Annotated in this window: 28 protein-coding genes; 7 read left to right on the top strand and 21 right to left on the bottom strand. The window is 69.6% G+C overall.

Annotated features, from left to right (window positions below):
* Positions 1 to 17: 17 nt before the first annotated feature.
* From paaE to AB0269_RS08900, 9 genes are all read right to left on the bottom strand, one after another.
* Positions 18 to 1,133, bottom strand: coding sequence for a 1,2-phenylacetyl-CoA epoxidase subunit PaaE (gene paaE, locus AB0269_RS08940; RefSeq protein WP_366210859.1), 1,116 nt, complete (start codon positions 1,131 to 1,133; stop codon positions 18 to 20).
* On the bottom strand, positions 1,130 to 1,627 hold the full coding sequence (paaD, locus tag AB0269_RS08935) for a 1,2-phenylacetyl-CoA epoxidase subunit PaaD (protein WP_366210858.1): 498 nt from the start codon (positions 1,625 to 1,627) through the stop codon (positions 1,130 to 1,132). Before paaD ends, paaE begins: the two co-directional genes overlap by 4 nt.
* On the bottom strand, positions 1,621 to 2,460 hold the full coding sequence (paaC, locus tag AB0269_RS08930; RefSeq protein ID WP_366210857.1) for a 1,2-phenylacetyl-CoA epoxidase subunit PaaC: 840 nt from the start codon (positions 2,458 to 2,460) through the stop codon (positions 1,621 to 1,623). The genes paaD and paaC overlap by 7 nt, the downstream gene beginning before the upstream one ends.
* On the bottom strand, positions 2,460 to 2,747 hold the full coding sequence (paaB, locus tag AB0269_RS08925; protein WP_147038381.1) for a 1,2-phenylacetyl-CoA epoxidase subunit PaaB: 288 nt from the start codon (positions 2,745 to 2,747) through the stop codon (positions 2,460 to 2,462). Before paaB ends, paaC begins: the two co-directional genes overlap by 1 nt.
* Positions 2,744 to 3,688, bottom strand: coding sequence for a 1,2-phenylacetyl-CoA epoxidase subunit PaaA (paaA, locus tag AB0269_RS08920; RefSeq protein ID WP_366211452.1), 945 nt, complete (start codon positions 3,686 to 3,688; stop codon positions 2,744 to 2,746). The genes paaB and paaA overlap by 4 nt, the downstream gene beginning before the upstream one ends.
* Positions 3,689 to 3,799: 111 nt before the next feature.
* Entirely contained in the window at positions 3,800 to 4,666 is an 867-nt protein-coding gene (locus AB0269_RS08915; RefSeq protein WP_366211451.1) for a DUF222 domain-containing protein, read from the bottom strand.
* Positions 4,667 to 5,422: 756 nt separating this feature from the next.
* The gene (paaZ, locus tag AB0269_RS08910; protein ID WP_366210856.1) at positions 5,423 to 7,465 is read right to left on the bottom strand and encodes a phenylacetic acid degradation bifunctional protein PaaZ; all 2,043 of its coding nucleotides are present in this window, start codon (positions 7,463 to 7,465) and stop codon (positions 5,423 to 5,425) included.
* Positions 7,450 to 8,289, bottom strand: coding sequence for a 3-hydroxyacyl-CoA dehydrogenase family protein (locus AB0269_RS08905; protein ID WP_366210855.1), 840 nt, complete (start codon positions 8,287 to 8,289; stop codon positions 7,450 to 7,452). Before AB0269_RS08905 ends, paaZ begins: the two co-directional genes overlap by 16 nt.
* Positions 8,286 to 9,044, bottom strand: coding sequence for an enoyl-CoA hydratase/isomerase family protein (locus AB0269_RS08900; protein WP_366210854.1), 759 nt, complete (start codon positions 9,042 to 9,044; stop codon positions 8,286 to 8,288). The genes AB0269_RS08905 and AB0269_RS08900 overlap by 4 nt, the downstream gene beginning before the upstream one ends.
* Positions 9,045 to 9,163: 119 nt before the next feature.
* On the opposite strand from AB0269_RS08900, the gene AB0269_RS08895 reads away from it, so the two are divergent.
* Positions 9,164 to 10,393, top strand: a complete 1,230-nt coding sequence (locus AB0269_RS08895; protein WP_366210853.1) for a tetratricopeptide repeat protein — start codon at positions 9,164 to 9,166, stop codon at positions 10,391 to 10,393.
* A gap of 63 nt (positions 10,394 to 10,456) precedes the next feature.
* Positions 10,457 to 11,056 carry a TetR/AcrR family transcriptional regulator gene (locus AB0269_RS08890; protein WP_366210852.1) on the top strand — a complete coding sequence of 200 codons (600 nt, stop codon included), beginning with the start codon at positions 10,457 to 10,459 and terminating at the stop codon, positions 11,054 to 11,056.
* Between the two features lie 111 nt (positions 11,057 to 11,167).
* On the opposite strand, the gene AB0269_RS08885 is transcribed toward AB0269_RS08890, so the two are convergent.
* The 3 genes from AB0269_RS08885 to AB0269_RS08875 all read right to left on the bottom strand — a co-directional run bounded on the left by AB0269_RS08885 (position 11,168) and on the right by AB0269_RS08875 (position 13,863).
* Complete coding sequence (locus tag AB0269_RS08885; protein WP_366210851.1) at positions 11,168 to 11,755, bottom strand: nitroreductase family protein; 588 nt, start codon at positions 11,753 to 11,755, stop codon at positions 11,168 to 11,170.
* Between the two features lie 120 nt (positions 11,756 to 11,875).
* A complete protein-coding gene (locus AB0269_RS08880; RefSeq protein ID WP_366210850.1) occupies positions 11,876 to 12,970 on the bottom strand; it encodes an ABC transporter permease in 1,095 nt (364 codons plus the stop codon).
* Complete coding sequence (locus AB0269_RS08875; RefSeq protein ID WP_366210849.1) at positions 12,967 to 13,863, bottom strand: ATP-binding cassette domain-containing protein; 897 nt, start codon at positions 13,861 to 13,863, stop codon at positions 12,967 to 12,969. Before AB0269_RS08875 ends, AB0269_RS08880 begins: the two co-directional genes overlap by 4 nt.
* A gap of 176 nt (positions 13,864 to 14,039) precedes the next feature.
* On the opposite strand from AB0269_RS08875, the gene AB0269_RS08870 reads away from it, so the two are divergent.
* Positions 14,040 to 14,612, top strand: a complete 573-nt coding sequence (locus tag AB0269_RS08870; RefSeq protein WP_366210848.1) for an NADPH-dependent FMN reductase — start codon at positions 14,040 to 14,042, stop codon at positions 14,610 to 14,612.
* Positions 14,613 to 14,685: 73 nt separating this feature from the next.
* Here AB0269_RS08870 and AB0269_RS08865 read toward each other — a convergent pair whose 3' ends face one another.
* Positions 14,686 to 15,351 carry a response regulator transcription factor gene (locus tag AB0269_RS08865; protein ID WP_366210847.1) on the bottom strand — a complete coding sequence of 222 codons (666 nt, stop codon included), beginning with the start codon at positions 15,349 to 15,351 and terminating at the stop codon, positions 14,686 to 14,688.
* Positions 15,348 to 16,607, bottom strand: a complete 1,260-nt coding sequence (locus AB0269_RS08860; protein ID WP_366210846.1) for a histidine kinase — start codon at positions 16,605 to 16,607, stop codon at positions 15,348 to 15,350. The genes AB0269_RS08865 and AB0269_RS08860 overlap by 4 nt, the downstream gene beginning before the upstream one ends.
* A 141-nt stretch (positions 16,608 to 16,748) precedes the next feature.
* Between AB0269_RS08860 and AB0269_RS08855 the strand changes: the two genes are divergently transcribed.
* Positions 16,749 to 17,372, top strand: a complete 624-nt coding sequence (locus AB0269_RS08855) for a dihydrofolate reductase family protein (RefSeq protein WP_366210845.1) — start codon at positions 16,749 to 16,751, stop codon at positions 17,370 to 17,372.
* A 3-nt stretch (positions 17,373 to 17,375) separates the two neighbouring features.
* On the opposite strand, the gene AB0269_RS08850 is transcribed toward AB0269_RS08855, so the two are convergent.
* Both AB0269_RS08850 and AB0269_RS08845 read right to left on the bottom strand, forming a co-directional pair.
* Positions 17,376 to 18,221, bottom strand: a complete 846-nt coding sequence (locus AB0269_RS08850) for an exodeoxyribonuclease III (protein ID WP_366210844.1) — start codon at positions 18,219 to 18,221, stop codon at positions 17,376 to 17,378.
* A gap of 46 nt (positions 18,222 to 18,267) precedes the next feature.
* Complete coding sequence (locus tag AB0269_RS08845) at positions 18,268 to 18,804, bottom strand: YbhB/YbcL family Raf kinase inhibitor-like protein (protein ID WP_366210843.1); 537 nt, start codon at positions 18,802 to 18,804, stop codon at positions 18,268 to 18,270.
* 84 nt (positions 18,805 to 18,888) lie between these two features.
* Here AB0269_RS08845 and pyrE point away from each other — a divergent pair, with 84 nt between their 5' ends.
* The 3 genes from pyrE (at position 18,889) to AB0269_RS08830 (ending at position 21,622) form a co-directional block, all read left to right on the top strand.
* Positions 18,889 to 19,446, top strand: a complete 558-nt coding sequence (gene pyrE, locus AB0269_RS08840; protein ID WP_366210842.1) for an orotate phosphoribosyltransferase — start codon at positions 18,889 to 18,891, stop codon at positions 19,444 to 19,446.
* Complete coding sequence (locus AB0269_RS08835) at positions 19,443 to 20,351, top strand: ROK family protein (protein ID WP_366210841.1); 909 nt, start codon at positions 19,443 to 19,445, stop codon at positions 20,349 to 20,351. The genes pyrE and AB0269_RS08835 overlap by 4 nt, the downstream gene beginning before the upstream one ends.
* Positions 20,352 to 20,467: 116 nt before the next feature.
* Positions 20,468 to 21,622: an anhydro-N-acetylmuramic acid kinase gene (locus tag AB0269_RS08830; protein ID WP_366210840.1), complete on the top strand. Its 1,155-nt coding sequence runs from the start codon at positions 20,468 to 20,470 to the stop codon at positions 21,620 to 21,622.
* 208 nt (positions 21,623 to 21,830) lie between these two features.
* Here the strand turns inward: AB0269_RS08830 and AB0269_RS08825 are convergent, their stop codons facing one another.
* From AB0269_RS08825 to AB0269_RS08805, 5 genes are all read right to left on the bottom strand, one after another.
* On the bottom strand, positions 21,831 to 21,989 hold the full coding sequence (locus tag AB0269_RS08825; protein WP_366210839.1) for a hypothetical protein: 159 nt from the start codon (positions 21,987 to 21,989) through the stop codon (positions 21,831 to 21,833).
* A complete protein-coding gene (locus tag AB0269_RS08820; protein ID WP_366210838.1) occupies positions 21,986 to 22,549 on the bottom strand; it encodes a YdeI/OmpD-associated family protein in 564 nt (187 codons plus the stop codon). Before AB0269_RS08820 ends, AB0269_RS08825 begins: the two co-directional genes overlap by 4 nt.
* Position 22,550: 1 nt before the next feature.
* The gene (locus tag AB0269_RS08815; protein WP_366210837.1) at positions 22,551 to 23,354 is read right to left on the bottom strand and encodes an HAD-IIA family hydrolase; all 804 of its coding nucleotides are present in this window, start codon (positions 23,352 to 23,354) and stop codon (positions 22,551 to 22,553) included.
* A gap of 154 nt (positions 23,355 to 23,508) precedes the next feature.
* Positions 23,509 to 24,141, bottom strand: coding sequence for a metal-dependent transcriptional regulator (locus AB0269_RS08810; RefSeq protein WP_366210836.1), 633 nt, complete (start codon positions 24,139 to 24,141; stop codon positions 23,509 to 23,511).
* A 22-nt stretch (positions 24,142 to 24,163) separates the two neighbouring features.
* Positions 24,164 to 25,441: an Nramp family divalent metal transporter gene (locus AB0269_RS08805; RefSeq protein ID WP_366211450.1), complete on the bottom strand. Its 1,278-nt coding sequence runs from the start codon at positions 25,439 to 25,441 to the stop codon at positions 24,164 to 24,166.
* Positions 25,442 to 25,525 lie beyond the last annotated feature (84 nt).

Below are 25,525 nucleotides of genomic sequence, written 5' to 3'. Positions count from 1 at the left end.
CGCTCCGGTCTGCTGCATCAGGCGTCGTAGTCGACGACGACTCTCTCGGTGGTCGGATGGGACTGACACGTGAGCACGTAGCCGCGTTCGAGCTCATCGGGTTCGAGTGCGTAGTTCTCGGTCATCCGCACCTCGCCTTCGATGAGGCGGGCACGGCAGGTTCCGCAGACCCCTCCCGCGCACGCGAACGGCACGTCGCCGCGGACGCGGAGCGCGGCATCCAGGATCGCCTCGTTCGCGGGCACCGGGGACTCGACGGTCGACGACAGGCCGTCGAGCGTGAACTCGATCGTCCGGACCTCGTCGCCCTTGTCGATCACGACGGGGCGGCCGCGATCGACACGAGGGCCGTCGGCGTCGCTCGTGAAGAGTTCGAAGCGGATGCTGACGGCCGGAACGCCCCGCCGTTCGAGCGTCTCGCGGCACAGCGCGACGAGGTCGAAGGGCCCGCACAGGAACCACTCGGTCACGCTTGCCGGCGGAAGCAACCCATCGAGGATCGCGCCGAGCTTCTCGGCGTCGATGCGCCCCGACAGCAGCGGTGCCGTGCGCTGCTCGCGCGAGAGCACGTGGTGCAGCGCGAGTCGCGACGGGTAGCGGTCCTTGAGGTCGGCGAGGTCGTCGAGGAACATGACGTCCTGCGTGGCGCGGTTCGTGTAGACGAGGCTGAACTGCGCGGTCGGGGAGGATGCCAGCACGTGAGCGGCCAGTGCCATCATCGGCGTCACGCCAGACCCCGCGGCGATGCCCGCGATGTGCGCGTGATCGAGGTCGGGGAGGTTCGTGGTGAACGTGCCCTCGGGACTCATGACGTCGATGCGATCGCCGGACTTGAGGTTCTCGTGCGCCCAGACCGAGAACAGTCCACCGAGGTCGCGCTTGATGCCGACCGAGATGCTGCTGTTCCCTGAGCCTGTCGAAGGGGAGGGCGGCCGGCAGATCGAGTAGCTGCGGCGCACCTCATGACCGTCGACGTGCGCGCGCAGCGCCACGTACTGCCCCGGCAGGTAGTCGTAGTCGCCTTCCAGTTCGGGAGGGACCGCGAAGGTGACCTCGATGCTCTCGGCGGTCAGCGGCCGGACCTCGGCGATCTCGAGTTCGTGGAAGCGCCCGCGGCGGCGCGTCGTCGTCATATCGCTTTGAAGTGGTCGAAGGGCTCGAGGCACGCGCGGCATTCGTAGAGGGCCTTGCACGACGTCGAGCCGAAGCGGGACACCTCGCGCGTGTCGATCGATCCGCAGCGCGGGCATTTCACGGCCAAGCGCAGCCGGATCGGCCCCTGAGCCAGCGCCGCGCGTCCCGACGGGGGAGCGATGCCGAACTCGGTGAGCTTGCGCTTTCCGGCATCCGTCATCCAGTCCGTCGTCCACGCCGGCGACAGGGTGGTGCGCACCTCGACGTCGTCGAAGCCGGCCGCCGTCAGGGCGAGGAGCACGTCGTCGCGCATGGTGTCGAGGGCGGGGCATCCGCTGTAGGTCGGCGTGAGCGTGACGGTCACTCGCTCGCCGTCGACGGTCACGTCGCGGAGCACGCCGAGGTCTTCGATCGTGAGCACAGGAACCTCGGGGTCGGTCACGGTCGCGGCGACGGCCCATGCCGTCTCGCGTCGCGTCGCTGTCGTCACCATGTCGCCCCCGGATGCTGCCGGGCGAGAACCTGCATCTCGGCGAGGATGCGCGCGAGCGCGGGGAAGTGACTGCCGCGGCGCCCGCCGGCCATCGACGGCTTCACGTCGGGGACCTCGAGCTCCGCTTCGGCGAAGACGGCGTCGATCGCGGCGTCGAAGCCTGCGCGAAGCGATGACGGACGCGCAGCGATGTCGCCCAGCCGATCGATCAGCGGTTCGTCGCGGAACAGCTCCTCGACGTACGGCCATACGTCGGTGACCGCGCGGATCATGCGTTGACGCGATTCGTCGGTGCCGCCGGCGAGGCGCAGGGTCCACTGCACAGCGTGATCGCGGTGGTAGTCGACCTCTTTGAGCGCCTTCTCGGCGATCGCGGCGAGGGTCGCGTCGCTCGAGCGGCGCAGCATCGAGTACAGCTCGAAGAGATAGGCGGATGCCGCGAGCTGCCGCGCGATCGTCTGGGCGAAGTCGCCGTTCGGGTGCTCGAACAGCCAGGCGCAGCGGAAGGCAGGTTCGTCGCGGAAGTACGCCAGGTCGTCCTCGCTGCGCCCGTCGGCGGTGCCCGCGTAGCGGAGCAGCGAGCGGGCGTGGCCGAGCAGGTCAAGGGCGATGTTCGCGAGCGCGACGTCCTCTTCGAGCTCGGGAGCGCGCGCGATCCACATGCCGAGCTGCTGCGACAGGATCAGCGCATCGTCGCCGAGCCAGAGCGCGTACTCGGCGACGTCCTGTGTGGCGATCGCGCCTTCGCTGCCGGCGAGTTCGGCGCTGAGCTCGAGCTCGTCGACGGTGACGGCGCCGTGCGGGTCCGGCCCCTGAGCCTGTCGAAGGGTCATCACAGGTGCGGCACCCCCTCGGAGGCGGTGTAGTACACGGCATGACGGTAGTTCTTGCCGGCGGGGCTCTCGAAGAACGAGCCCTTCGCGTCGGGGTCGCTGGCGGTGATGGCATCCGACGGGACGACCCAGATCGACGTGCCTTCGCCGCGCCGCGTGTACAGGTCGCGCGCGTTGCGCACCGCGAGCTCGGCATCTGGTGCATGCAATGAGCCGGCGTGAACATGGCTCATGCCGCGGTTCGCGCGGACGAACACCTCCCACAGCGGCCAGGTCTCCTCACTCATGCGGCCACCTCCTCGGTTTGCCGAAGGGCTTTCTTGCGGGCGTACTCCGCTGCGGCTTCGCGCACCCACGCGCCGTCTTCGTGCGCCTCGCGCCGCGCACGAACGCGCTCGGCGTTCATCGGTCCGCGTCCGGCGAGGACCTCGAAGAACTCGGTCCAGTCGATCTCGCCGCCGACGTACTGCTGCGCCTCCTCATCGAAGCGCAGCTCGGGGTCGGGCAGGGTGACGCCGAGCACCTCCGCCTGGGGCACGAGCATCCCGATGAAGCGCTGACGCAGCTCGTCGTTCGAGAAGCGCTTGATGTTCCAGGCCATCGACTGCGCCGAGTTCGGGGAGTCGCCGTCGGGCGGTCCGAACATCATCAGCGACGGCCAGTACCAGCGGTTCACGGCATCCTGGGCCATCTGGCGCTGCGCGTCCGTGCCCTGCATGAGGGTCAGCAGGATCTCGAAACCCTGCCGCTGGTGGAACGACTCCTCCTTGCAGACCCGCACCATCGCGCGGCCGTAGGGACCATAAGATGCTCGGCACAGCGGCACCTGGTTGCAGATCGCGGCGCCGTCGACGAGCCACCCGATCGCGCCCATGTCGGCCCACGTCGGGGTGGGGTAGTTGAAGATCGACGAGTACTTCGCCTTGCCTGTGATGAGCTGGTCGGTCATCTCGTCGCGCGTGATGCCGAGGGTCTGCGCGGCCGAGTACAGGTACAGGCCGTGGCCGGCTTCGTCCTGCACCTTCGCCATGAGGATCGCCTTGCGCTTGAGGCTCGGGGCGCGGGTGATCCAGTTGCCCTCGGGCTGCATACCGATGATCTCGGAGTGCGCGTGCTGGCTGATCTGACGGATGAGCGTCTTGCGGTAGGCATCCGGCATCCAGTCGCGCGGCTCGATGCGCGAGTCCGCGGCGATGATCTCGTCGAAGCGGCGCTGCTCGGCGCTCATGTCGTCGGCGCTGCTCGTCTCGGTGGGTTCCTCGGTCACGGCGACTCCCTCGTCTTTACTGACCGTACGTTCAGTAATTCTCTCACATTCGAGGGTTTCGCGCATCGTCGCCTACCCGGCCCGTTCTCGGATGCGGGGGCGCGGGACTCCCGCGGGGTGCCAGCGCTGCTTGCTGTCCCACCAGGCCGGTCCCCGGATCTCGGGGACGCCGTCGCGCATGCGGATCCGCCATTCGGAGAGGTGGAGGTTGCGGTGATGCCACCAGCACAGCAGGACGCCGTTGTCGGTGTGTGTGGGGCCGCCGTCGGCGTACTCGGTGACGTGATGGATCTCGCACCAGGATGCCGGGACGGTGCACCCCGGAATGACGCAGCCTCCGTCGCGAAGAGTGATCGCCCGGCGTTGCAGGGCGTTGAAGATGCGGGCTGAGGTGCCGAGGGCTGCGATGCGGCCGTTCTCGTCGAACATGACCCGCTGGATACCGCCCGCGCATCCGGTCTGCGCGGCCACGCGCGAGGGGATGCGGTCGCCGGTGTTGAGGATGGTCGCCCACCCGGCCCCGGATGCATAGTCCTCGGCTCTCACGGTGACGACGAGTGTCGGAGCGGCACCGCCGAGGTCGGGGAACTCGCCCGAGCGTGCGGCAGCGTTCACGATCATCGCGAAGGCGTCGTGCAGTTTCTGAGTCCTCGTGCGCCGATCGATCTCGGCCGAGGTGAGCACGTAGCCGCCCGGTGTCACGACATCGTCGGGGTTCTCGGTGAATTGCACGCCGACGGTCGGGTCGGCGGGTCCGTCGACGCGCGGGTTGAGGATGCTGTCCTGCAGCAGTTGCAGTTGCCCGGCCACTTCGGGAAGGAGGTTGCCTCGGACCGGAACACTGCCGTCGCGCTCGCGCCCGATGATGAAGCTGCGGGCTCTCGCCCCGGCGCTGTCGGACGGCTCGGCGCCGTCGGGGTCGAGGTAGGCGACGAGGATGCGCGAAAGGAGCCGGAGATCCTCGGGCGCGGCAACGGGCCGGAGTCGACGGCTCTGCCCTCGTCGTCGCGGATCGTCCCAAGGGCGAGGTCGGCGAGTTGCCGGTCGGCCTCGAGCCGGTCTTCGTCGAACATCCGGTCGTGGGACTGCTCGAGGGGCTCGATCGCGGCCAGGAGCCCGGCGACGCCGATCGCCCCGGACAGCATGGCCGCTCGCAGCTCGGGATAGCGGGCCGGCACGAACTCACCGCTCGACATCCCGCGGATCCGGCTCGTCAGGCGCGCGGCCTTCACGACACGATTCGCGTCACGCGTCTCGGTGCGGGTCAGCGCCCGCACGAGGTCGACGGGCCGGTCCCACCCGTACTTGGCGGCGATCTTGTCATCACGCATCGGCGCCGAGCGCTCGAGCACCTGGACGGAGGCTTCGATCTGCAGTGCTTCGATCCGCTTCTGGATGCGGCCGCTCGCCTCGAGAAGGGCAGCGATCTCGGCATCCGAGAGGTCGGGGATCTCTTCCCGATCGAACGCATCGCGGCCCGCCTCGGCGAGAGACCTGTCGAGGTCTTCGAGGTGGGCGACGATGCTGTTCATACCCCTATTCAACAGGGGGCCACGGACATTCCGACCCGAGAAACCGGCCGATCAGAGGGCTTTTTCGAGAATCGTGCATCGCCGCCGATGCTGGATGCTTTTCGTCGGTTCTGGATGCTGAGAACCGGCCGAAATCATCCAGCATGTGAGGCGCAGCCTCCGCCTACTCCTTCGAAACCAGCGTCAGCACGTCGTACGTGGCAACCGTCTCGTCGTCCTGGTTGCGGATGATGGCGTCCCACCGCACCTCGCCGTACTCGTCGGTCTCGCGGGGCGTGATCTGCTTAGCCGTCAGCTCCACGCGGATGCTGTCGCCCGGCGACACCGGAGTGATGAAGCGCAGGTTCTCCAGCCCGTAGTTCGCGAGCACCGGGCCGGGTTCCGGGTCGACGAAGAGTCCTGCCGCCCACGACACGAGCAGGTAGCCGTGCGCGACCCGTCCGGGGAAGAACGGGTTCGCGGCCGCCGCCTCCTCGTTCATGTGCGCGTAGAACGTGTCGCCGGTGAAGTGCGCGAACGTCTCGATGTCGTCGAGCGTCACCTCGCGGGTGCGTGATGCGATCCGATCGCCGATCCGCAGCTGCGCGAGCGACTTCCGGAACGGATGGATGCCGTCCTCACGCGCCCCAGCACCCGCGTGCCACTGACCGGTGATCGCGGTCAGCATCTCGGGCGAGCCCTGCACGGCCGTCCGCTGCATGTGATGCAGAACCGCGCGGATGCCGCCGAGCTCCTCGCCGCCGCCGGCGCGGCCCGGCCCGCCGTGCACGAGACCCGGCATCGGCGAACCGTGCCCGGTCGACGAGCGCGCGTCGTCGCGATCGAGGAAGAGCACGCGCCCGTTCCACGGCGCCACCCCGGCCATGATCGCGGTGGCGAACGCCGGGTCGTGCGTCGCGACGCTGGTCACGAGCGATCCGCCGCCGCGGGCGACGATGTCGGATGCCTCTGCCACGGTGTCGTAGGTGATCAGAGACGACACCGGACCGAACGCCTCCACCGAGTGGACGGCGTCGTCGCGGGCGTCGTCGAAGCGCAGCAGCACCGGGTCGACGAAGGCGCCGTTGCCTCCGGGAACAGAGGACGAACCGATCACGATCCGCCCGCCTCCGTCGACAAGCGCCCGCACCTGCCGCAGCACCTCGTCGCGCTGCTCGACCGAGACCAACGGACCCATCGTGGTGCCGTCCTCGCGCGGGTCGCCGACGACGACCTTCTCGTCGAGGCGCACGCGTACGGCGTCGATGAGGGCGTCCGCCTGACCGGTCGGGACGATCGCCCGGCGGATCGCCGTGCACTTCTGCCCGGCCTTCGTCGTCATCTCGACGACGAGCTGGCGGACGTACGCGTCGAACTCCGGTGTGCCCGCGACCGCGTCCGGCCCGAGGACCGAGGCGTTGATCGAGTCGGTCTCGGCTGTGAAGCGCACGCCGGCCGGCGTGCGCTCGCGCAGCGAGGCGGCGGTCGACGCGCTGCCGGTGAATCCGACGACGTCGCCCAGGCGCAGCTCGTCGAACAAAGAGGGGACACTGCCGCTCACCAGCTGCAGTGCCCCTGCCGGGGGCAGGCCCGACTCGACGAGGATCCGCACCATCGCCTCGGTGAGGTACCCGGTCGGCGTCGCCGGTTTGATGAGCGACGGCAACCCGGCGAGGAAAGCCGGCGCGAACTTCTCGAGCGGACCCCAGACGGGGAAGTTGAAGGCGTTGATCTGCACGGCGACACCGGGCAGACGCGTGTACACGTGACGACCGAGGAAGCTGCCGTCCTTCGACAGCGGCTCGACCGGCCCGTCGACGTACACCTGCGCATTCGGCAGTTCACGGCGGCCCTTGCCGGAATACGCGAACAGCACCCCGATGCCGCCGTCGATGTCGACCCACGAGTCCGCCTTGGTCGCGCCCGTGCGCGCCGACAGCGCGTACAACTCGTCCTTGCGCTCGGTCAGGGCGAGCGCGAACTGCTTCAGCAGCAGCGCCCGCTGATGGAACGTCAGCTCACCGAGCGACGCCTGACCGACCGAGCGCGCATGTTCCAGAGCCGCGGCGAGGTCGAGCCCGGCGGTGCTCACCCGAGCGATCTCCTCGCCCGTCGCAGCATCCCGAACGACCGTCGCCTGCGTGTCGGACGAAGGCTGCCACCACGCGTCGCGCACGTAACTCGGCAGGATCGCGGTCTCCGTCGCCACGGTCATGGTGTCTCCCATTCGTAGAATCCTTCGCCGCTCTTGCGGCCGAGCTTTCCGTCGGCGACGAGGCGCCGCAGCAGATCCGGGGGTGCGAAGCGGTCACCCAGCTCGGCCTGCAACTCCTCGGCGATGCCGAGCCGCACGTCGAGCCCGACGACGTCGGTCGTGCGCAGCGGACCCATCGGATGCCGGTACCCGAGCTCCATCGCGCGGTCGATGTCCTCCGCCGAGGCGACCCCTGCCTCCAGCATCCGGATCGCCTCGAGAGCGAGCGCGACCCCGAGTCGGCTCGATGCGAAACCCGGGGAGTCGCGAACGATGATCGGCGTCTTTCCGATCATCTCGATCCACCCGCGCCCCGCGTCCACGAGCGAGGGGTCTGTCGCCGACCCGACCACGATCTCGACGAGCGCCGACGCCGGGACCGGATTGAAGAAGTGCAGACCGAGGAACCGCTCGGGGCGGGTGAGAGCCGAAGCCAGTGCGTCGATCGAGATCGATGACGTGTTCGATGCCAGCACGGCGTCGGGTGCCGCCGCCTCCATGCGCCGAAGCGCATCCACCTTGAGCGCACGGTCCTCCGGCACGGCTTCGATCACGAGCTCGCATCCGGCGAATGCGGCGATGTCGATGCCGACCGCCAGCGCGCCCTCCAACACCTGCGCATTCGCTGCCGTCGCCCCGCGCTCGACCGAACGCGCGATGCTGTCGCGGATGCGGGCGGTCGCGGCATCCGCTGTCGCGTCATCGCGCTCGACGACGACGACCTCGCTTCCGGCGAGGAGGAAGGCGTGCGCGATGCCGGCGCCCATACGTCCGCCGCCGAGGACTCCGACCTTCACCGGCGCCCCTTCCGTTCGAGGAATTCGGTCATGCGCCGCATCTTCTCCGGGCTCTCGAACAGCTCGGCCTGCAGGTCGCCGTCGATCGCGGGGTGCGCGTCGCGCGGCGCGTGCAGGGCGGTCTTCGTGTGCCGGACGGCGAGCGGGTCGGCAGCGGCGATGCGGTCGGCGATCGCGTGCGCGGCATCCATCAGCTCCTCCGGTGAGTGGATGCTCGAGATGAGACCTGCTGCGCGCGCCTCCTCCGCCTCGAGCGAGCGACCGGTCAGCAGCAGCTCGGACGCGAGCCCCTCGCCGACGATCTCGCGCAGGCGCCAGGTGGCGCCTGCCGCAGCCATGATTCCCAGGTTCGGCTCGGGGTTTCCGATCCGCAGACGCGTCGTCGCGATCCGGATGTCGGCCGCGTACGCGAGTTCGGCGCCGCCGCCGAGGGCGTAGCCGTCAAGGGCGGCGATCACGGGCATCGGCAGGTCGTGGATGCGGACGAACGCCATGGCGTTGATGCCGCGATGCGCGTCCTCCGCGCGCCGGGCACGGAGCTGAGTGATGTCGGCTCCGGCGGCGAAATCCTCGCCGGCTCCCGCGAGGATCAGGGTGCGCGGCGCTGCCTCGAGTTCGGCGCACAGCACGTGCAGCGCGTCGATCATCTCGCGGTCGATCGCGTTGCGCTTGTCGGGACGGTTCAATCGCGCGACGACGCGGTCGGCGCGGCGCTCGATGAGCAGGGGGTCGCCGGTGGGCGGGATCGCGTCCATCGGACCTCCTGACGTCGTCGTCGGCTCGTCGATATTTTCTGACCGTTCGTTCAGTAAAAGAGTATCGCAGGGATGCTCCGCCCCGGCAATCACAGACTCCGGCCGGTATCCTGAGGGGGATGCACAGGACGATCTTCAGCGGTGACGATCTCGCGCTCGACGTGTACGAGGGCGGTCACTCCGTGTCGATCGTGACCTTCGAATCGCGGGACCAGCACCTGGCCGACGATTCGAGCAGCGCCTTCGGTCCGGGCTTCGGGCGCGGCCGATTCGGACCCCTCGGCATGAACGAGTACCTCGTCCGGCGCAACCGCAACCACTGGTATCAGACGCCCGAGATCGAGCGCGTCATCGAGCTCATCGTCGAGGCGGCCGAGGGCACGCGGATCATCACCTACGGCAGCAGCATGGGGGCGTTCGCCGCGGTGAACTTCGCGCATGCGCTCCGCGCCGATCGATTCATCGCCGTCTCGCCGCTGTTCGACGTCGAGCCGGGGAACGAGCTGCGCGAGCGGCGCTGGGAGGCGGACTGGTCGCACACCCGCTTCGACCACAACCTGATCAAGACCGGCATCGGCCGGGATTCGAAGGGCTACGTCTTCTACTGCACGTCCACCGCCGATGAACGGCACGCCGAGAGGATCGCAGCGAACACGGCCGCGACTCTCGTGCCGCTCGATTACGGGGGTCACCCCGTCGGCTTCTACCTGAACCGCACGTACAAGATCAAGCGCCTGATCTCGGAGATCGCCGCCGAGGAGTTCGATGAGCCGGCGTTCCGGCGCGAGGTGGATGCCGCGACTCTCGAGACGCACTACCCGTACGAGCGACAGGCGGAAGTGCTCTGGAAGGCCGGTGACGTCGAGGGCTCGATCGCGCAACTGAGGATCGCGGTCGAGAAGACCGGCGATCTGGCTCGGCTGCACCTGAAGCTCGGCGCGCGGTTGCTGCGCGCGGGTGATCTCGATGCAGCAGAGCACGCCCTCGCCCGGGCGCTCGAGATCGACCCCCATGCGGCCGACGCCCACGTGCGGCTCAGCCACATCCACGCGGGGCGGAAGGACCTCCCGGCCGCCGTGGATGAGATGAGACGCGCGGTCGACCTGCGGCCGGCACGGCCCGAGTATCGGCTTCGGCTCGGCGAATGGCTGCTCGCGAACGGCGACCTCGCCGACGCCGAACAGGCGATGCTGCAGGCCCTCGAGCTCGATCCCGATTCGGCGCACGCCCGACGGCGCCTGGGCGCGGTCCGGGCGCGGATCGCGCGTGCGGGGTCGAACCACGGACGCATCCGCACCGGGATGGCCGCGTTGCGCGCCCGCCTGGCATCCCTCCGCCGAACCGACTGACCTCGCCCGGGCGCTGCGTCTCCTGCGGTGGCGCAGGGCGGCCGCCGTGCCAGACTGGGGGCGATGTCAAACCCCGACCACCCGCCCGTGCGACGAGGGCGCCCCGGCTACGACCGGGACCGGATGCTCGAGATCGCCGTCCAGGTGTTCATCGAGCAGGGCTACGACGCGACGTCGGTGGCGTCGCTCGCCGAGCGGCTCGGGCTGTCGAAGTCGGCGCTGTACCACCACTTCTCGTCGAAGGAGGAGCTGCTCGAGGTCGCGCTGAACGAGGCCCTCGGCGGTCTCGAAGGCGTGCTCGCGGATGCCGAAGGCGGATCCGCCCGCGAGCGGCTCGAGCACGTGCTGCACGGCGCGGTGCTCGTGCTCGTCGACAAGCTCGCCTATGTGACGCTGCTGCTGCGGGTGCGCGGCAACAGCGACGTCGAGCGGGCGGCGCTCGAGCGCAGGCGCGCCTTCGACCGTCGCGTCACCGCACTCGTGCGCGCTGCACAGGATGAGGGGACGGTGCGCAGCGACATCGACCCGTCGGTCGCCACCCGACTGCTGTTCGGCATGGTCAACTCGATCGTCGAGTGGTACCGGCCGAGCGGCGGCGAGGGCGGCGCGGAGTTGGCAAGCGACGTGCTCGCGGTGGCGTTGGACGGGTTGAGGGCCCGGTAAGGAGCCGATCCGGCCCTCCCGGAATCAGGACCTGCGTCCGAGATCAGGAGGAATCTGCAGAATCGTCCTGATGCGGGGGTGTTCTCCTGATCTCGGACCGGGATGCGAGCCTTACGCCGAGGCGATGACCGTCTCGGTCAGCGGGCGGCGGATGCGAGGCGCGGCCTCACGCTGCTGAAGCTTCTCCGACAGCGCCGTGGCATCGCCGAGCTCGCCGAGGGCGATCACCGAGACCGGGGCGAAGCGGCCCTCGACACCGGGCAGGGCCTGCAGAACTTCGCGCTCGATACCGCCCATCTGGTGCACGAACAGGCCATCGGCGTGCGCCTGCACCGAGAGGTGCGCGACGGCCTGGCCCAGGTCGTACTGCGCCCACGGACGCGGGTTTCCGTCGGCATCCGCCTGCTCGGCGAAAGCCGCGATGAGGACCTGGGCACTGCCGGCCCACTCGCGGTTGAAGCCCATGAGTGCGCCCTCGATCGCGGCGTGCAGATCGGTGCCGCGCCGAGCGACGATGAACCGCCACGGCTGCGTGTTGCTGGCCGACGGCGCCCACCGCGCCGCCTCGAGAGCGGCGGCCAGCTTGTCCTCGTCGATCGGCGACGACGGGTCGAAGGCGCGCGGGCTCCACCGCGCGGCGAGAACGTCGAGGACGGGAACGGAGGTGGATGCGCTGCGGTCGAGAGTGGACGTGCTCATGGGGGCCTTTCGGGGTCGAAGCCTGTGCCGACCCCGTCGTCCGCGTTCAGCAGTCTAGAACGCCTCCATGCAGCCACATATTTCCTCGTCATGAGGCGACATGATCGGCCCCGGCATCCCTCAGCCGCGCAGGGCCTCCCGGAACTTCACCCGCGCGCCCATCTTCAGCAGCGAGTTCTCGTAGATCTTCGCGCCGAGCCCGATGACGATGACGCACGCGCCGAGCATGATCACCAGCGACAGCAGCGGCTCCCACCACTCGGCCTCGTTGAAGAACAGACGGATCGGCATCCCGACCGGCGCCGAGAACGGCACGTACGAGAGCACCGTCATCACGACCGGGTTGTCGCCGAAGAAGATCACGAGGAAGTACGGGATCATCGTCAGGTACATCACGGGGGTCATCGTGGCGCCGACGTCCTCCTGGCGCGACACCATCGACCCCGCCGCCGCGAACATCGCCGCGAGCAGGATGAATCCGAACAGGAAGAACACCGCGAACCAGACGACCGGGCCGCCGAGCCCGGCGAGGATCTCGGTCTGCCCCGTCACGATGAGACCGACCGTTCCGACCGCCACGAGCAGCAGGATCTGCGAGATCGCGAGGATCGTGTTGCCGATCACCTTTCCGGCGAGCAGCACCCGTGCGGGGATGCTCGAGAGCAGGATCTCGATGACACGGGTCTGCTTCTCCTCCACCACGCTCGTCGCGATCGGAGTGCCGAACATCATCGCGGCCATCATGAACACGAGCCCGAAGGCGATGCCGAGCAGGTAGCGGAGCGGGCCGGGTGCGGCATCAGGGCTGAGGAGTTCGACCTCGGGCGTCACGGAGAGCGCCATGAGCAGCCCCTGCGGAGCCTCCTCATCGGCGATGATGACGATCCCGGTCGCCGAGGACGCGTCGTCGACGACGGCCGCATCGACCTCGCCGGACTCGACGAGGTCCGCCGCGGCATCCCGATCGCCGACCTCGGTCACGTCGTACCCGCCGAGATCCTCCAGGGCGGATGCCGTCGCGGCCGTCGCCGCGACCGGCGTCGACGACGGATTGGCCGACGAGACGCCCGCCCAGATCACGCCCGCCAGGACGATGAGCAGAAGGATGCCGGTCGAGATGAGATAGGCCTTGCTGCGCAGTTTCGTGCTCAGCTCGCGCTCGGCGACGAGCCAGATGCCCTGGGCGCTGGAGACGGCGGCAGGAGACGCGTTCACTGGATGACCTCCTTGAAGATCTGGGCGAGGGTGGGATGCTGCGGGCCGAACCGGCTGACGTCGCCGTCCTGCAGGGCTCGACGCAGAACGCGCTGCGCGATGGCGGGGTCATCGGCGTCGAACACGGCGCTGCCGCCTTCGAAGTCCACGACCGTGATGCCCGGCTCGTCGCGCAGCCAGCCGACGTCGCCGGTGCCGCTGAGTTCCCAGCGCGGCGCGGAGTACCGCTCGCGCAGTTCGTCGCGGGCGCCGGCCGCGCGGATCGTGCCGCCGGCGATGATCACGAGGTCGTCGCACAGCCGCTCGACGACGTCGAGCTGATGCGACGAGAACAGGACCGACACCCCGCGCGAGGCGCGCTCCTGCAGCACCCCCGCGACGGTCTCGACCGCGATCGGGTCCAGACCCGAGAACGGCTCGTCCAGGATGAGCACCTCCGGCTCGTGGACGAGGGATGCCGCGATCTGGGCACGCTGCTGGTTGCCCAGCGACAGCGTCTCGATGTTGTCGTTCAGCCGCTCCTCGAGCCCGAGCTCGCCGAGCAGGGCGGTCGCCTTGGCCGTGGCATCCGCCTTGGAGAAGCCGTGCAGCCGCGCGAAGTAGACGACCTGCTCGAGCACCTTCATCTTCGGATAGAGCCCGCGCTCCTCGGGCATGTAGCCGAACTGGCGGCGGATGTCGCCGGTGAGCTCCGAGCCGCCGAGGGTGACGCTGCCGCCGTCCGCGACGAGCAGGCCGAGGATGATCCGCATGGTCGTCGTCTTGCCTGCGCCGTTGCCGCCGACGAAGCCGGTGAGCTGGCCCGCGCGAACGGGGAAGGAGATGTCATCGAGCACGCGCCGCGAGCCGTAGCTCTTGGTCACGCCGGTCAGCTGCAGTGTCCCTGAGGTCATGCCTCCACGCTACGAATCCCATGACCTGACGGCATCCCCCCTGGGGCGGACATCGACGTTCAGCCGTGAGGCGGATCCCACCTTCTTTGCATGCGTGGGAATAGATTGCTTCGACAAGCGTTAAGACCCGGGAAAGCATCCAGGCTCGCACCGAGCCCGAACAGAAGGAATCTCCTGTGACCCGCACCATCGGATACATCGTCGGCAGCATCTCCAGCACCTCCATCAACCGCCGTCTGGCGCGTGTGCTGGCGAACCTCGCCCCCGAGGGCACCGAGCTCGTCGAGATCCCGATCAAGGACCTGCCCTTCTACTCGCCCGACTTCGACGGGGACTTCCCGCAGGTCGCGCTCGACTACAAGAAGGCCATCGCCGACGTCGACGGCGTCATCATCGTCACGCCCGAGTACAGCCGCTCGATCCCCGGCGTCCTGAAGAACGCCCTCGACTGGTCGACCCGCCCGTACGGCGAGATGTCGTTCTACGGCAAGCCGGTCGCCGTCATCGGCACGTCGGGATCGGGTGTCGCGACCGCCGCCGCCCAGCAGCACCTGCGCGCGATCCTCGGCCACTTCAGCGCCGTCACCATGGGTCAGCCCGAGGGCTTCATCCAGGACCGCCCGGGCCTGTTCACCGAGGACGGCCAGGTCACGGACGAGAGCACCGCGGGCTTCCTCGTGGGCTACCTCGAGGCGTTCAACGGCCTCATCTCGCGCGTGCAGCACTCCGCGGAGCTCGTGAACGCGTAAGCATCCCGCTTGATGGGAGGAATGCGGTCGGTTCGGCGCTCCGCGCTGACCGCTTTCCTCCCATCAACACCCTCTAGGCCAACCCGCCGCGCAGCGCCAGCACGACCGCCTGCACCCGGTCGCGCGCGCCGAGCTTCTGCAGGATCCGCGACACGTGCGTCTTCACGGTGGCCTCGCCGATGAACAGCCTCGCGGCGATCTCGGCGTTGCTCATCGCGTCCGCCATGAGCGCGAGCACCTCGGACTCCCGCTCGGTCAGCGGCTCTGCCGGCTCGAGCCGCGCCGCCGCCCCGCCGGAGGCATCCCGCGCCCCGGCGTACCGCTGCACGACTCGACGCGTGACCTCGGGCGCCAGCATCCCGTCGCCCGCCGCCAGCACCCGGACGGCCGAGACGAGGTCCTCCGGGCTGCTGTTCTTCAGCAGGAATCCGCCGGCGCCGGCATCCAGTGCGTTGAACAGGTAGTCGTCGCGGTCGAAGGTCGTCACGATTGCGATCGCGGACTCCACCTCGGTGTCGGCGACGATCCGCCTCGTCGCCTCGATGCCGTCCATGTCGGGCATCTGGACGTCCATGCAGATCACGTCGGGTCGCAGCGCGGATGCCTGGGCCACGGCTTCCGCCCCGTTCGACGCCTCGCCGACGACCGTGATGTCGGGCTGACTGTCGAGGATCGCCCGGAACCCGGCCCGCAGCATCGCGTGGTCGTCGACCAGCAGCACTCGGATCGGGTCGCTCATGCGGTCGCTCCCGTCAGCGCCGGTGCGCCCAGCGGCACCTGCACGCGCACCCGCCATCCGCCCTGCTCGCGCGGCGCCGACTCGATCACGCCGCCCGAGGCGAGGGCGCGCTCGCGCATTCCGAGCTGCCCCAGCCCCGGTCGCGGGGTCAGCGCCCGACGGCCGGTGTTGACGATCTCGAGCTCGACGTCGCGGTCGGTGTAGCGCAGGCGCACGTCCGCGGTGGCTGTGGGACCGGCGTGACGGCGCGCGTTCGTGAGCGATTCCTGCGCGATCCGGTACAGGCTCACCTGCACGACCGACGGCACGGGGCGCTCCTCGCCGACAGTGGTGAACGCCGTCGGGAGCCCGGCGGCCGAGGATGCCGCGGCGAGCTCGGGCAGGTCCGAGAGTCCGACCGTCGACGGAGCGTCGTCTGCTTCGGCATCCGACGAGCGCAGGGTCTCGAGCAAGTGGCGCAGTTCACCGATCGCCTCGCGCGCCGAGGATTCGATGCCGCCGAGCATCTCCTTCGACTTCTGCGGGTCCTGATCGATGACCATGCGCGCGGCCCCGGCCTGCACTCCCATGACCGAAACGTGGTGGGCGACGACGTCGTGCAGCTCGCGCGCGATGCGCACGCGGTCGAGCGCAACGGCCTGCGCGGCGGTGACCTCGCGCTCGCGTTCCAGATCGGCCGTGCGCTGCTCGAGCGCCTGACGCTGCATGGCCGAGCGCCAGGCGTGCTCGCCGAAGTAATACGCGCCGGCGAAGTACAGCACGTTGATGAGCAGGTTCAGCAGCATGAAGGCGAGATACGGCGACATGGCGCCGGCGATGACGTCCTCCTCGCGGGCGGTGTCGATCGCGTCGCGGTACATCGTGATGATCAGCCACGCGAACATCCCGATGATGATCGCGACGCGCACGATGACGGCCGCTCGGCGGTTCGCCATCCATGCGCCGACCGTGTACAGCGAGATGAACATCGCCACGTTGCCCGCGTAGATCTCGGGGATGTGCAGGGTGACCGAGACGAAGTACGCGACGGCGACCACGATCGCGACGGGCGCCGGCCACACCCGGCGGAAGGCCAGGGGCGCGGCGACGACGGCGAGATAGACGAGGGCCTGCCACAGGGGCGCCTGCTCATCGCCGTACATCTCGGCGGCGGCGGACAGCGCCGCGCTGAGCACGCCGGCGACGAACACGACGACGGCCAGGAGTGCGTCGGACTGACGCTGGCGCGGCGTCAGCGCGCGGAATGGTGCGGACATGATTCCACGGTACGGGGGCGGGGATGCCGCGGCATCCGTCCTGCGAGGGATTCTGCGTCCGGTACCCATCGACGTGGGCCGCGGATGCGCGCACTCTGGAGGGGCGCACCACGGTGCGCTTCGAGCAGAGGAGACGGCATCATGACCGGACGGATCATCATCGACCTGTTCACGACGCTCGACGGCGTCGCTCAGGCTCCGGGCGGTCCGGAGGAGGACACCGACGGCGGCTTCCCGTTCGGTGGCTGGCAGGCGGGAGTCCCGGACGACGCGGTCGGACGCTGGGTCATGGACGGGATGTCGACGCTCGACGCGCTCCTGCTCGGCCGTCGCACCTACGACCTGTTCGCCGGATACTGGCCGCAGCACACGACCGGTCCCGAGGGCGGGATCGGGCAGTTGTTCGATCGGGTGCCGAAGTACGTCGCATCCCGCAATCCGAACGTCGAGCTCGGGTGGCAGGGCTCGACCCGCGTCGGCGGGGACCTGGATGCCGAGATCCACTGGCTGCGCTCGCAGCATCAGGACGTGCACGTGATCGGCAGCATCGACTTCGTGCACACGCTGATCGACGATCAACTGTTCGACGTGCTGCAGCTGTGGGTGTATCCGCTCGTGCTCGGGCGCGGCAAGAAGGTGTTCCCCGAGGGGACGGATGCCGCGAACCTCACGCTCCTGGGCGTCGAGGCGGGCGCGAACGGCGCGGTGAGCCTGCGCTACGCGCCGGCTGCAGGCCCGGTGCGCACCGGCACGATGGGGAGTTGAGTCTCAGGCGAAGATCATCGGCATGTCGTCGTCGTCCTCGGCGGCACCGAAGGCGAGGTCGACGACCACCGGGACGTGGTCGCTGGGCTGCTCGCCCTTGCGCTCGTTGCGGTGGATGGATGCTCCGGTCACCGCATCCGCCAGCGCCCGGGACCCCAGAATGAAGTCGATGCGGATGCCCTCGTTGCGCGGGAACTTCAGTCGCTGGTAGTCCCAGTAAGTGAATCCCTCAGGCAGCAGGGGGCGGACGACATCGGTGACGCCGGCGTCCTTCAGCGCGAAGAACGCCTCGCGCTCCTGCGGCGACACGTGCGTCGAGACGCCCTCGACGATGTCGGGGTCGCCGTTGTCCTCGGGGAACGGAATGATGTTGAAGTCCCCGACGAGCGCGAGCGGCAGGTCGGGCTTCGCCTGCAGCTCGGCGGCCGTGGCCTTGCGCAGCTCCTCGAGCCAGTGCAGCTTGTACGCGTAGTGCGGGTCGTCGAGGGAGCGGCCGTTGGGCACGTAGAGGCTCCACACCTTCACGCCGTCGATCGTCGCGCCCAGCGCGCGCGCCTCAAGCGGGGCATCCGGTCCCTCGTGGCCCTTCGCGAAGCCCGGCATCCCCGCGAACGACGTCTCGACGTCGGTGATCGGCAGGCGGCTGGCGATCGCGACGCCGTTCCACTGGTTCAGACCGTGCGCCTCGACGTGGTACCCGGCCGCCTCGAACGGCTCATAGGGGAACTGCTCGGGCTTGCACTTGATCTCCTGCAGTGCGAGCACGTCGATGTCCTCGCGGACGGCGAAGTCGACGGCACGCGAGACGCGGGTGCGAATCGAGTTGATGTTCCAGGTGGCCAGACGCATGCATCCAGCCTACGGGCGGGCCCGGACGTTCGACGCCCACCCAGCCTCAGCGCTCCGCGGGATCCGCCGTCCCCATCAGCACGCCGCGGGCGAGCGTGTGGAAGTGGCGGTTGAACCCGAGCGTCGCCGGGGTCTCGTCGCCGTCCAGGTCGAGCTTGTCGACATCGAGCGCGTCGACGACGAAGAAGTAGCGGTGGATGCCGGTCCCGGCGGGCGGCGCCGCACCGATGTACCGCTCCAGGCGGGCTTCGTTCGGCATGACCTTCGCGCCGGCCGGAAGCGCGTCGACCGTGCCGGTGCCGCTCGGAATCGCGGTGGTGTCGGCGGGCAGATCGAACGCCGCCCAGTGCCAGAATCCCGATCCGGTCGGTGCATCCGGGTCGAAGCATGAGATCGCGAAGCTCTTCGTCCCCGCCGGAGGCTGCGACCACTGCAGGCCGGGGGAGCGATCCTCGCCGTCGCGACCGGCCGACCAAGCGAACAGCGGCAGCGGCCCGCCGGGCTCGAAGTCGGGACTGGTCAGCTCGAGCGGCGCGAAGTCGCGCAGCGTGGCCAGCTCGGCATAGGGGTCGTACGAGAACATGGGGCTCCTCCCGTTGTGGATCCATCGCCACGATAGGCGGCCCTCTCGCTCATGGCCAGGGCGGCGCGCCATACACTGGATGCCGTGACTCTCGAAGCCGACCGCCAGTCCCTGCTCGCTCTGATCACGGACGAGGCGGTGTTCCACGGCGACTTCACCCTCTCGAGCGGCAAGAAGGCGACGTACTACGTCGACATGCGCAAGCTCACCCTCGACCACCGCGCAGCTCCCGCGATCGGCCGGATCATGCTCGACCTCATCGGCGACCTCGAGGTCGTCGCCGTCGGCGGTCTCACCCTCGGTGCCGACCCGATCGCGAACTCCGTCATGCACGCCTCGGTCCAGGCCGGCCGTCCGCTCGACGCCTTCGTCGTGCGCAAGGAGCCCAAGGACCACGGCCGCGGCCGCCAGATCGAGGGCGCGGATGTCGCAGGCAAGCGCGTCGTCGTGCTCGAGGACACGTCGACCACCGGCCAGTCCGCCCTCAAGGCCGTCGAGGCCCTGCGCCGTGAGGGCGCCGAGGTCGTCGCCGTCGCCGTGATCGTCGACCGCAAGACCGGCGCCCAGGCCGCGATCGAGGCCGAGGGGCTGCAGTGGCTCGCGGCCTTCGACCTCGATGACCTCGGACTCGACCCGCAGTGACCGAGAAGCAGGTCGCGCTCGCGATCGACGTCGGCGGCACGAAGCTCGAAGGCGCCCTCGTCACCTCTGAGGGGGAGCTCGTCCGAGGCAGCCGCAGCAGGCAGGCGACCGGTCGCGAGGCGACCCCCGCGTCGATGGATGCCGCGATCGCCTCGGTCGTCGGCCACGCACTGGCCGCGGTGCCCGACGACGCCGAGTTCATCGGAGCGGGCGTCGGGAGCGCGGGTCCGGTCGACCGTGCCACGGGCACGATCATCCCGGTGAACATGCCCGCCGTCCGCGGCTACGGTCTGGCAGGGGCCGTCCGATCGGCGGCATCCGTCGGGCTCGGCCACGACGTCCGCACCGTGTTCGGCCATGACGGCGGCGCTCTCGCGCTGGCCGAGGCGTGGTTGGGTGCGACACGCGATGCGCGGTCCTCGCTGTCGATCGTCGTCTCGACCGGCGTCGGCGGCGGGTTCGTCATCGACGGCCGGTACGTGCCCGGCGCCAGCGGCAATGCCGGACATCTCGGGCAGATGCGCCGCGAGGGCGGTCTCACGCTCGAGGAGATCGCTTCGGGCCCGGCGAGCGCCGCCTGGGCCCAGTCGCAGGGCTGGGCCGGCGAGACCGGGCAGGATCTGGCCCGAGACTCCGACGCCGGCGACCCGATCGCTCGGGCCGCCATCGAGCGCTCGGCGAAGGCGGTCGGAGAGGCGCTGGCGGATGCCGCGACCCTCGTCGACCTCGATGTCATCGCGATCGGCGGCGGCTTCTCCCGGGTATCTCCGGACTACGTCGCGCTCGTGCAGCAGGCGCTGACGGCATCCGCTGCCCATGACTACTCCCGCGCCGCACGCGTGGTGATGTCGGGACTCGGCGACGGCGGCCCCCTCATCGGCGCGGCCGCCCTCGCACTGCGATAGGCGCCCGACACTTCGGGGGCGGCGACGACGGATGTCGGACCGATAGACGTGATCCGTCCGACATGCGTGTCGACGGCCCCCAGAGTGTCGGCCGGTGGAGGTCGTAGGCTCGAACAATGCGCGTACTCGGCCTGCTCTCCGGCACGTCCCACGATGGCATCGACGTCGCCGTCGTCGACTTCGATGAGAGCGACGGGATGCTGCGCGGCGAAGTTCTGCACACCGGCAGCGTGCCGTACCCGGCCGCGCTGCGCGCCCGCCTCGTCGCGGCGCTCCCGCCGGCGGCCACCACGCTCGCCGAGGTGTGCGAGCTGGACACGCTGATCGGGCAGGCGTTCGCCGACGTGGCACGGGATGCCGCGGCATCCGTCGGCGGCGTCGACGCCGTGTGCTCGCACGGCCAGACCGTCTTCCACTGGGTCGAGGACGATCGCGCCCGCGGAACCCTGCAGATCGGCCAGCCCGCCTGGATCGCCGAGGCGGTCGGCGCTCCCGTGATCTCGGACGTCCGCATCCGCGACATCACGGCCGGCGGGCACGGCGCGCCGCTGGTGTCTTTCCTCGACGAACTGCTGCTGCGCGAGCACGCCGGGGTCTCGGCCGCCCTGAACCTCGGCGGCATCGCCAACATCACGGTCGTCGGCGACGGCCTGCGCGCCTACGACATCGGTCCGGCGAACGCCCTCGTGGACGCGGTCATCAGCGCATACGGGCTCAACCCGCTCGGCTACGACGAGGATGCCGCGATCGCGCTGGCCGGCAGCGTCGACGCCGAGCTCCTCGATGAGCTCCTCGCCGACCCCTACTACGCCCTGCCGGCGCCCAAGAGCACGGGCAAGGAGCACTTCCACCTCGCATACGTGCGCGAGCACGTCGCCGCTCTCGGCCGGGATCTGCCGATCGCGGATCTCGTGCGCACCCTCACCGAGCTCACGGTGCAGACCGTGGCGCGCGATGTCGCCGCCGCCGGCGTCGGCTACCTCGCGGTCTCGGGTGGTGGATGCCGCAACCCGCTCATCATGGACGGGCTCCGCGCCGCACTCCCCGGCACCGAGGTCGTGCTCGCCGATGAGCTCGGAGCGTCGGCGGATGCGAAGGAGGCGATCCTGTTCGCCCTTATCGGCTGGTGCACGATGTACGGCATCCCTGCAGTGATCCCTGGCGGCACCGGCGCGCGCGAGCCTCGCATCCTCGGAACAATCACCCCTGGTTCGGGCCCGCTGCGGATGCCGGAGCCCGTTGCCGCGCTCCGCGGCCTCACCCTGCGCTGACTACTGGCTGAGCGGCCGCTACCGCGCAGGCGGCGTTTCGGGCGCGAGGTGGCGCGAATCGTTGCTTTGGCCCGAGTATGGCCGCCGTTCGCGACCCCTGCTTGCGCGGGCGGCGCCGGCCTCGGGCGCGAGGTGGCGCGAATGGTTGCTTTAGCCCGAGTGGGGCCGCCGTTTGCGCCCCCTCCTGCGGGACAGCGTGGCGCGCGCGTCAGCGCTTGTCCTCGTCCCAGGGGCCTTCCCACCAGTTGCCGCCGCGGTCGTCGGACCCGCCGCGACGGCGCGAGCGCACCCACTGCACGATGATGACTGTGAGGGTCGACAGCGTGATGAGGATCAGGACGAGGAACAGCAGGTCCTGCTGAGTCATGGGCGCTTCCCTTCTGCGGCATCCGCGACGATCTTGGCGATCCGCGCGGACCGCGTCTCGGGACGCCGCGCCATCGCGATGTTCGTCAGCCCGAACTTCTTCACCGACTTCGGAAAAGCATCCCAGTTCGCGCGGGCGGCGGGAACAGCATCCAGTGCGGCGGCGAACTCATCGGGCTCGATGCCGGCCTCCGGGCCGTCGAGCATCTCCCACGTGCCGTTCGCCTTCGCGACCTCGATCGCGCGGATGCCGGCGGGAGCGAGCTCGCCGGACGCCTCGAGCTCGGCCAGCCGGGCCTTGTTCGTCGCGGCCCAGCCGCTCGACGGGCGACGCGGCGAGAACCACTGCGCGTTCGCCGCATCGAACTTCCGCACCGGTCCGTCGATCCACCCGAAGCAGAGCGCCTGGCGGACGGCATCCTCGTACGACAGCCCCGACGCATCACCGCGTACATTCAGCAGCCACACGCCAGAGGCCGTCGCGTGATGCTCCTCGAGCCAGGCGCGCCAGGCTGCGGCATCCGCTGCCGTGATCCTCTCGCCGTCGTCGAGAACGCCCATGTCAGCCCTGGGTGGGGATCGTCCCGGTGATCGTCGGCAGCAGATCCGCGACCGAGTCGACGATCTCGTCGGGGCGGAACGGGTACTTCTCGATCTCGCGCTGGTCGCTGATGCCCGTGAGCACCAGCACCGTGTGCAGGCCGGCTTCGATGCCGGCGACGATGTCGGTGTCCATGCGGTCGCCGATCATGCCGGTCTTCTTCGAGTGCGCGCCGATCTTGTTCAGCGCCGAGCGGAACATCATCGGGTTCGGCTTGCCGACCACGTACGGCTCCTTGCCGGTGGCCTTGGTGATCAGGGCGGCGATCGCGCCGGTCGCCGGCAGCACGCCGTCGGCGCTCGGGCCGGTCGCGTCGGGGTTGGTGACGATGAAGCGCGCGCCCTTGTTGATCAGGCGGATGGCCTTCGTGATCGCCTCGAACGAGTAGTTGCGCGTCTCGCCGACGACGACGAAGTCGGGGTTCGTCTCGGTCATGACGAAGCCGGCCTCGTGGAGCGCCGTGAGGATGCCGGCCTCGCCGATGACGAACGCCGAGCCGCCAGGAACCTGCTGCGCGAGGAAGTCCGCCGTGGCCAGCGCCGAGGTCCAGATCCGCTCCTCGGGGACGCGCAGGCCGCTCGCGCGCAGCCGGGCCGACAGGTCGCGCGCCGTGAAGATCGAGTTGTTCGTCAGCACGAGATACGGGATGCCGTTCGCCTCCCACCCGGCGAGCAGTTCGGATGCTCCGGGGATGGCGTCGTTCTCATGCACGAGCACGCCGTCCATGTCGGTGAGCCAGCATTCGATGTCATCGCGGTGTGCCATGTGCTCAGCCTATTGGTCGGTTCATGTTCACAACTCCTCAAAGACGGCGCGGCTGTTGGACGCCGTGGACCGGGATTCCGGCCGCCAGATCGCTCACGAGGCCGCTCTTTGAGGAGTTGTGCATGCCGAGGGGCCTCGGCAGCACCCGCACGCGCTACGCGCTGAGCCAGATCGCCTCGGCAGCGCCGTCGGGCAGGGCGACGGGGGAGCCGTCGACCTCGATGCCGTCGGCGGTCACGACGAGGGTGTGCCCGACGCCGAGTCCGGATGCCTCGATCTCGCGCAGCAGCTGGGGGTCGACGTCGCTGACTCGCAGCACGCGCCCGGTGTGACCGATGTCGGCGGAGGCCAGCAGCACGAACGGTTCGCGGACGACCGTGCCCGCGGCATCCGGGATCGCGTCGCCGTGCGGATCGAACCGCGGGTGGCCCAGCCGCGCGTCGATGCCCTCGAGCAGCCGCTCGCTGATCGTGTGCTCGAGCACCTCTGCCTCGTCGTGCACCTCGTCCCATGCGTAGTCGAACTCCTGCACGAGCCAGGTCTCGATGAGCCGGTGCCGCCGCACCATCTGCAGCGCGCGAGCCTCGCCGGCATCCGTCAGCCGGACGGCGCCGTACGGCACGTGCGAGACGAGCCCCGATGCGGCGAGCTTCTTGACCATCTCGGTCACGCTCGAGGGGGCGATGCCGAGCTTCGCGGCGAGCTGCGAAGGAGTGATCGCGGCGTCCTGCCATTCGGTGTGCGCGAACACCGTCTTCAGATAGTCGTCAGCTGCGGGGGATGCCACACGACCAGCTTAGGCGGGAGCCTCACACCCCCGTCAGCACCAGCCAGAGGAGGGCGCCGTTGAGGGCGATGAGCAGCACGGATGCCACGATGCCTGCGGCCGTCGTCCACGCCCGGTTCGCCCATGGGCCGAGCGTGCGCCGCTGCGCCGTCAGCGCGACGAGCGGGATGAGCGCGAACGGGATGCCGAACGACAGGACGACCTGACTCAGCACGAGCGCGAGCGTCGGGTCGACGCCCACGCCGAGGATCAGCAGCGCCGGGATGAGCGTGATGAGACGGCGGGCGAGCAGCGGGATGCGCACGTGCAGCAGTCCGTGCATGATCTCGGCACCCGCGTAGGCACCGACCGACGTCGAGGCGAGACCCGAGGCGAGCAGGCCCACCGCGAAGAAGGTCGCGACGACCGGACCGAGACCCGCGGCGAGAGCGGCATGCGCGCCCTCGAGGGAGTCGGTGCCGTCGACGCCGGCGAGGTTGGCCGCCGCGAGCAGCAGGATGCCGAGGTTCACGGATCCCGCGATGATCATGGCGATCGTGACGTCCCAGCGGGTGGCGGTGAGCAGGCGCCGGATGCGCGACGTCTCGGTGCGAGCGGCCTCGGCGGCGGCATCCGCCGGGCGGGTGCGCGAGTTCGCGCCGAAGCGGTCGCGGCTGAGTGCGGAGTGCGCGTAGATCGCGTGCGGCATGATCGTGGCGCCGAGAATGGAGGCCGCCAGCAGCACGGACCCGGTTCCCTCGAAGCGCGGGACGATGCCGGAGACCACGCCTGCGGCATCCGGCGGGGCGATGAAGACGCCGGCGAGGAATCCGACGGTGATGATGACCATGAGGCCGACGATGACGAACTCGAAGGGCCGAGCACCCCGACGGGACTGCACCGCGAGCAGGATCATCGAGACCGCGCCGGTGATCAGTCCCCCGAGGAGGAGCGGCACGTCGAAGAGCAGATTCAGCGCCACGGCGCCGCCGATGACCTCGGCGAGGTCGGTGGCCATGGCGACGAGTTCGGCCTGCAGCCAGTACGCGCGGCGGCCCCAGCGATTGCGCAGCCGGGTGCCGAGGACTTCGGGCAGGCTCTGCCCGGTGACGACGCCGAGTTTCGCGGACAGGTACTGGATGAGCCAGGCCATGACGTTGCCGGCGAGCACGATCCAGACCAGCAGGTAGCCGTACTGCGCCCCGGCGGTCATGTTGCTGGCGACGTTGCCCGGATCGAGGTACGCGACGCCGGCCACGAGCGCGGGCCCGAGCAGCCACAGGCTCCGCGGGGGAGCGGCGCTGGCGGTCGGAGCATCCATCGTCAGATGTTTAGGCACGCCGAAATCGTAGCCTATTTTTAGGTATGCCGAAATATCCGGGACGGGCGTGAGACGACCGGATAA

The organism is Microbacterium sp. NPDC077644 (assembly GCF_040702785.1).
Classification (GTDB): domain Bacteria; phylum Actinomycetota; class Actinomycetes; order Actinomycetales; family Microbacteriaceae; genus Microbacterium.
This window is presented reverse-complemented; position numbering and strand designations above follow the sequence as displayed.

What these genes read in the sequence shown, in the direction of transcription:
- AB0269_RS08860 (WP_366210846.1), bottom strand. Translation starts at nt 16,607, where the DNA reads ATGTCCGCACCATTCCGCGCGCTGACGCCGCGCCAGCGTCAGTCCGAC.
- AB0269_RS08805 (WP_366211450.1), bottom strand. Translation starts at nt 25,441, where the DNA reads ATGGATGCTCCGACCGCCAGCGCCGCTCCCCCGCGGAGCCTGTGGCTG.
- paaB (WP_147038381.1), bottom strand. Translation starts at nt 2,747, where the DNA reads ATGAGTGAGGAGACCTGGCCGCTGTGGGAGGTGTTCGTCCGCGCGAAC.
- AB0269_RS08865 (WP_366210847.1), bottom strand. Translation starts at nt 15,351, where the DNA reads ATGAGCGACCCGATCCGAGTGCTGCTGGTCGACGACCACGCGATGCTG.
- paaC (WP_366210857.1), bottom strand. Translation starts at nt 2,460, where the DNA reads ATGACCCTTCGACAGGCTCAGGGGCCGGACCCGCACGGCGCCGTCACC.
- AB0269_RS08875 (WP_366210849.1), bottom strand. Translation starts at nt 13,863, where the DNA reads ATGACCTCAGGGACACTGCAGCTGACCGGCGTGACCAAGAGCTACGGC.
- AB0269_RS08830 (WP_366210840.1), top strand. Translation starts at nt 20,468, where the DNA reads ATGCGCGTACTCGGCCTGCTCTCCGGCACGTCCCACGATGGCATCGAC.
- paaD (WP_366210858.1), bottom strand. Translation starts at nt 1,627, where the DNA reads ATGGTGACGACAGCGACGCGACGCGAGACGGCATGGGCCGTCGCCGCG.
- AB0269_RS08845 (WP_366210843.1), bottom strand. Translation starts at nt 18,804, where the DNA reads ATGTTCTCGTACGACCCCTATGCCGAGCTGGCCACGCTGCGCGACTTC.
- paaE (WP_366210859.1), bottom strand. Translation starts at nt 1,133, where the DNA reads ATGACGACGACGCGCCGCCGCGGGCGCTTCCACGAACTCGAGATCGCC.
- AB0269_RS08900 (WP_366210854.1), bottom strand. Translation starts at nt 9,044, where the DNA reads ATGGACGCGATCCCGCCCACCGGCGACCCCCTGCTCATCGAGCGCCGC.
- AB0269_RS08885 (WP_366210851.1), bottom strand. Translation starts at nt 11,755, where the DNA reads ATGAGCACGTCCACTCTCGACCGCAGCGCATCCACCTCCGTTCCCGTC.
- AB0269_RS08855 (WP_366210845.1), top strand. Translation starts at nt 16,749, where the DNA reads ATGACCGGACGGATCATCATCGACCTGTTCACGACGCTCGACGGCGTC.
- AB0269_RS08890 (WP_366210852.1), top strand. Translation starts at nt 10,457, where the DNA reads ATGTCAAACCCCGACCACCCGCCCGTGCGACGAGGGCGCCCCGGCTAC.
- AB0269_RS08895 (WP_366210853.1), top strand. Translation starts at nt 9,164, where the DNA reads ATGCACAGGACGATCTTCAGCGGTGACGATCTCGCGCTCGACGTGTAC.
- paaA (WP_366211452.1), bottom strand. Translation starts at nt 3,688, where the DNA reads ATGAGCGCCGAGCAGCGCCGCTTCGACGAGATCATCGCCGCGGACTCG.
- AB0269_RS08815 (WP_366210837.1), bottom strand. Translation starts at nt 23,354, where the DNA reads ATGGCACACCGCGATGACATCGAATGCTGGCTCACCGACATGGACGGC.
- paaZ (WP_366210856.1), bottom strand. Translation starts at nt 7,465, where the DNA reads ATGGGAGACACCATGACCGTGGCGACGGAGACCGCGATCCTGCCGAGT.
- AB0269_RS08825 (WP_366210839.1), bottom strand. Translation starts at nt 21,989, where the DNA reads ATGACTCAGCAGGACCTGCTGTTCCTCGTCCTGATCCTCATCACGCTG.
- AB0269_RS08820 (WP_366210838.1), bottom strand. Translation starts at nt 22,549, where the DNA reads ATGGGCGTTCTCGACGACGGCGAGAGGATCACGGCAGCGGATGCCGCA.
- AB0269_RS08850 (WP_366210844.1), bottom strand. Translation starts at nt 18,221, where the DNA reads ATGCGTCTGGCCACCTGGAACATCAACTCGATTCGCACCCGCGTCTCG.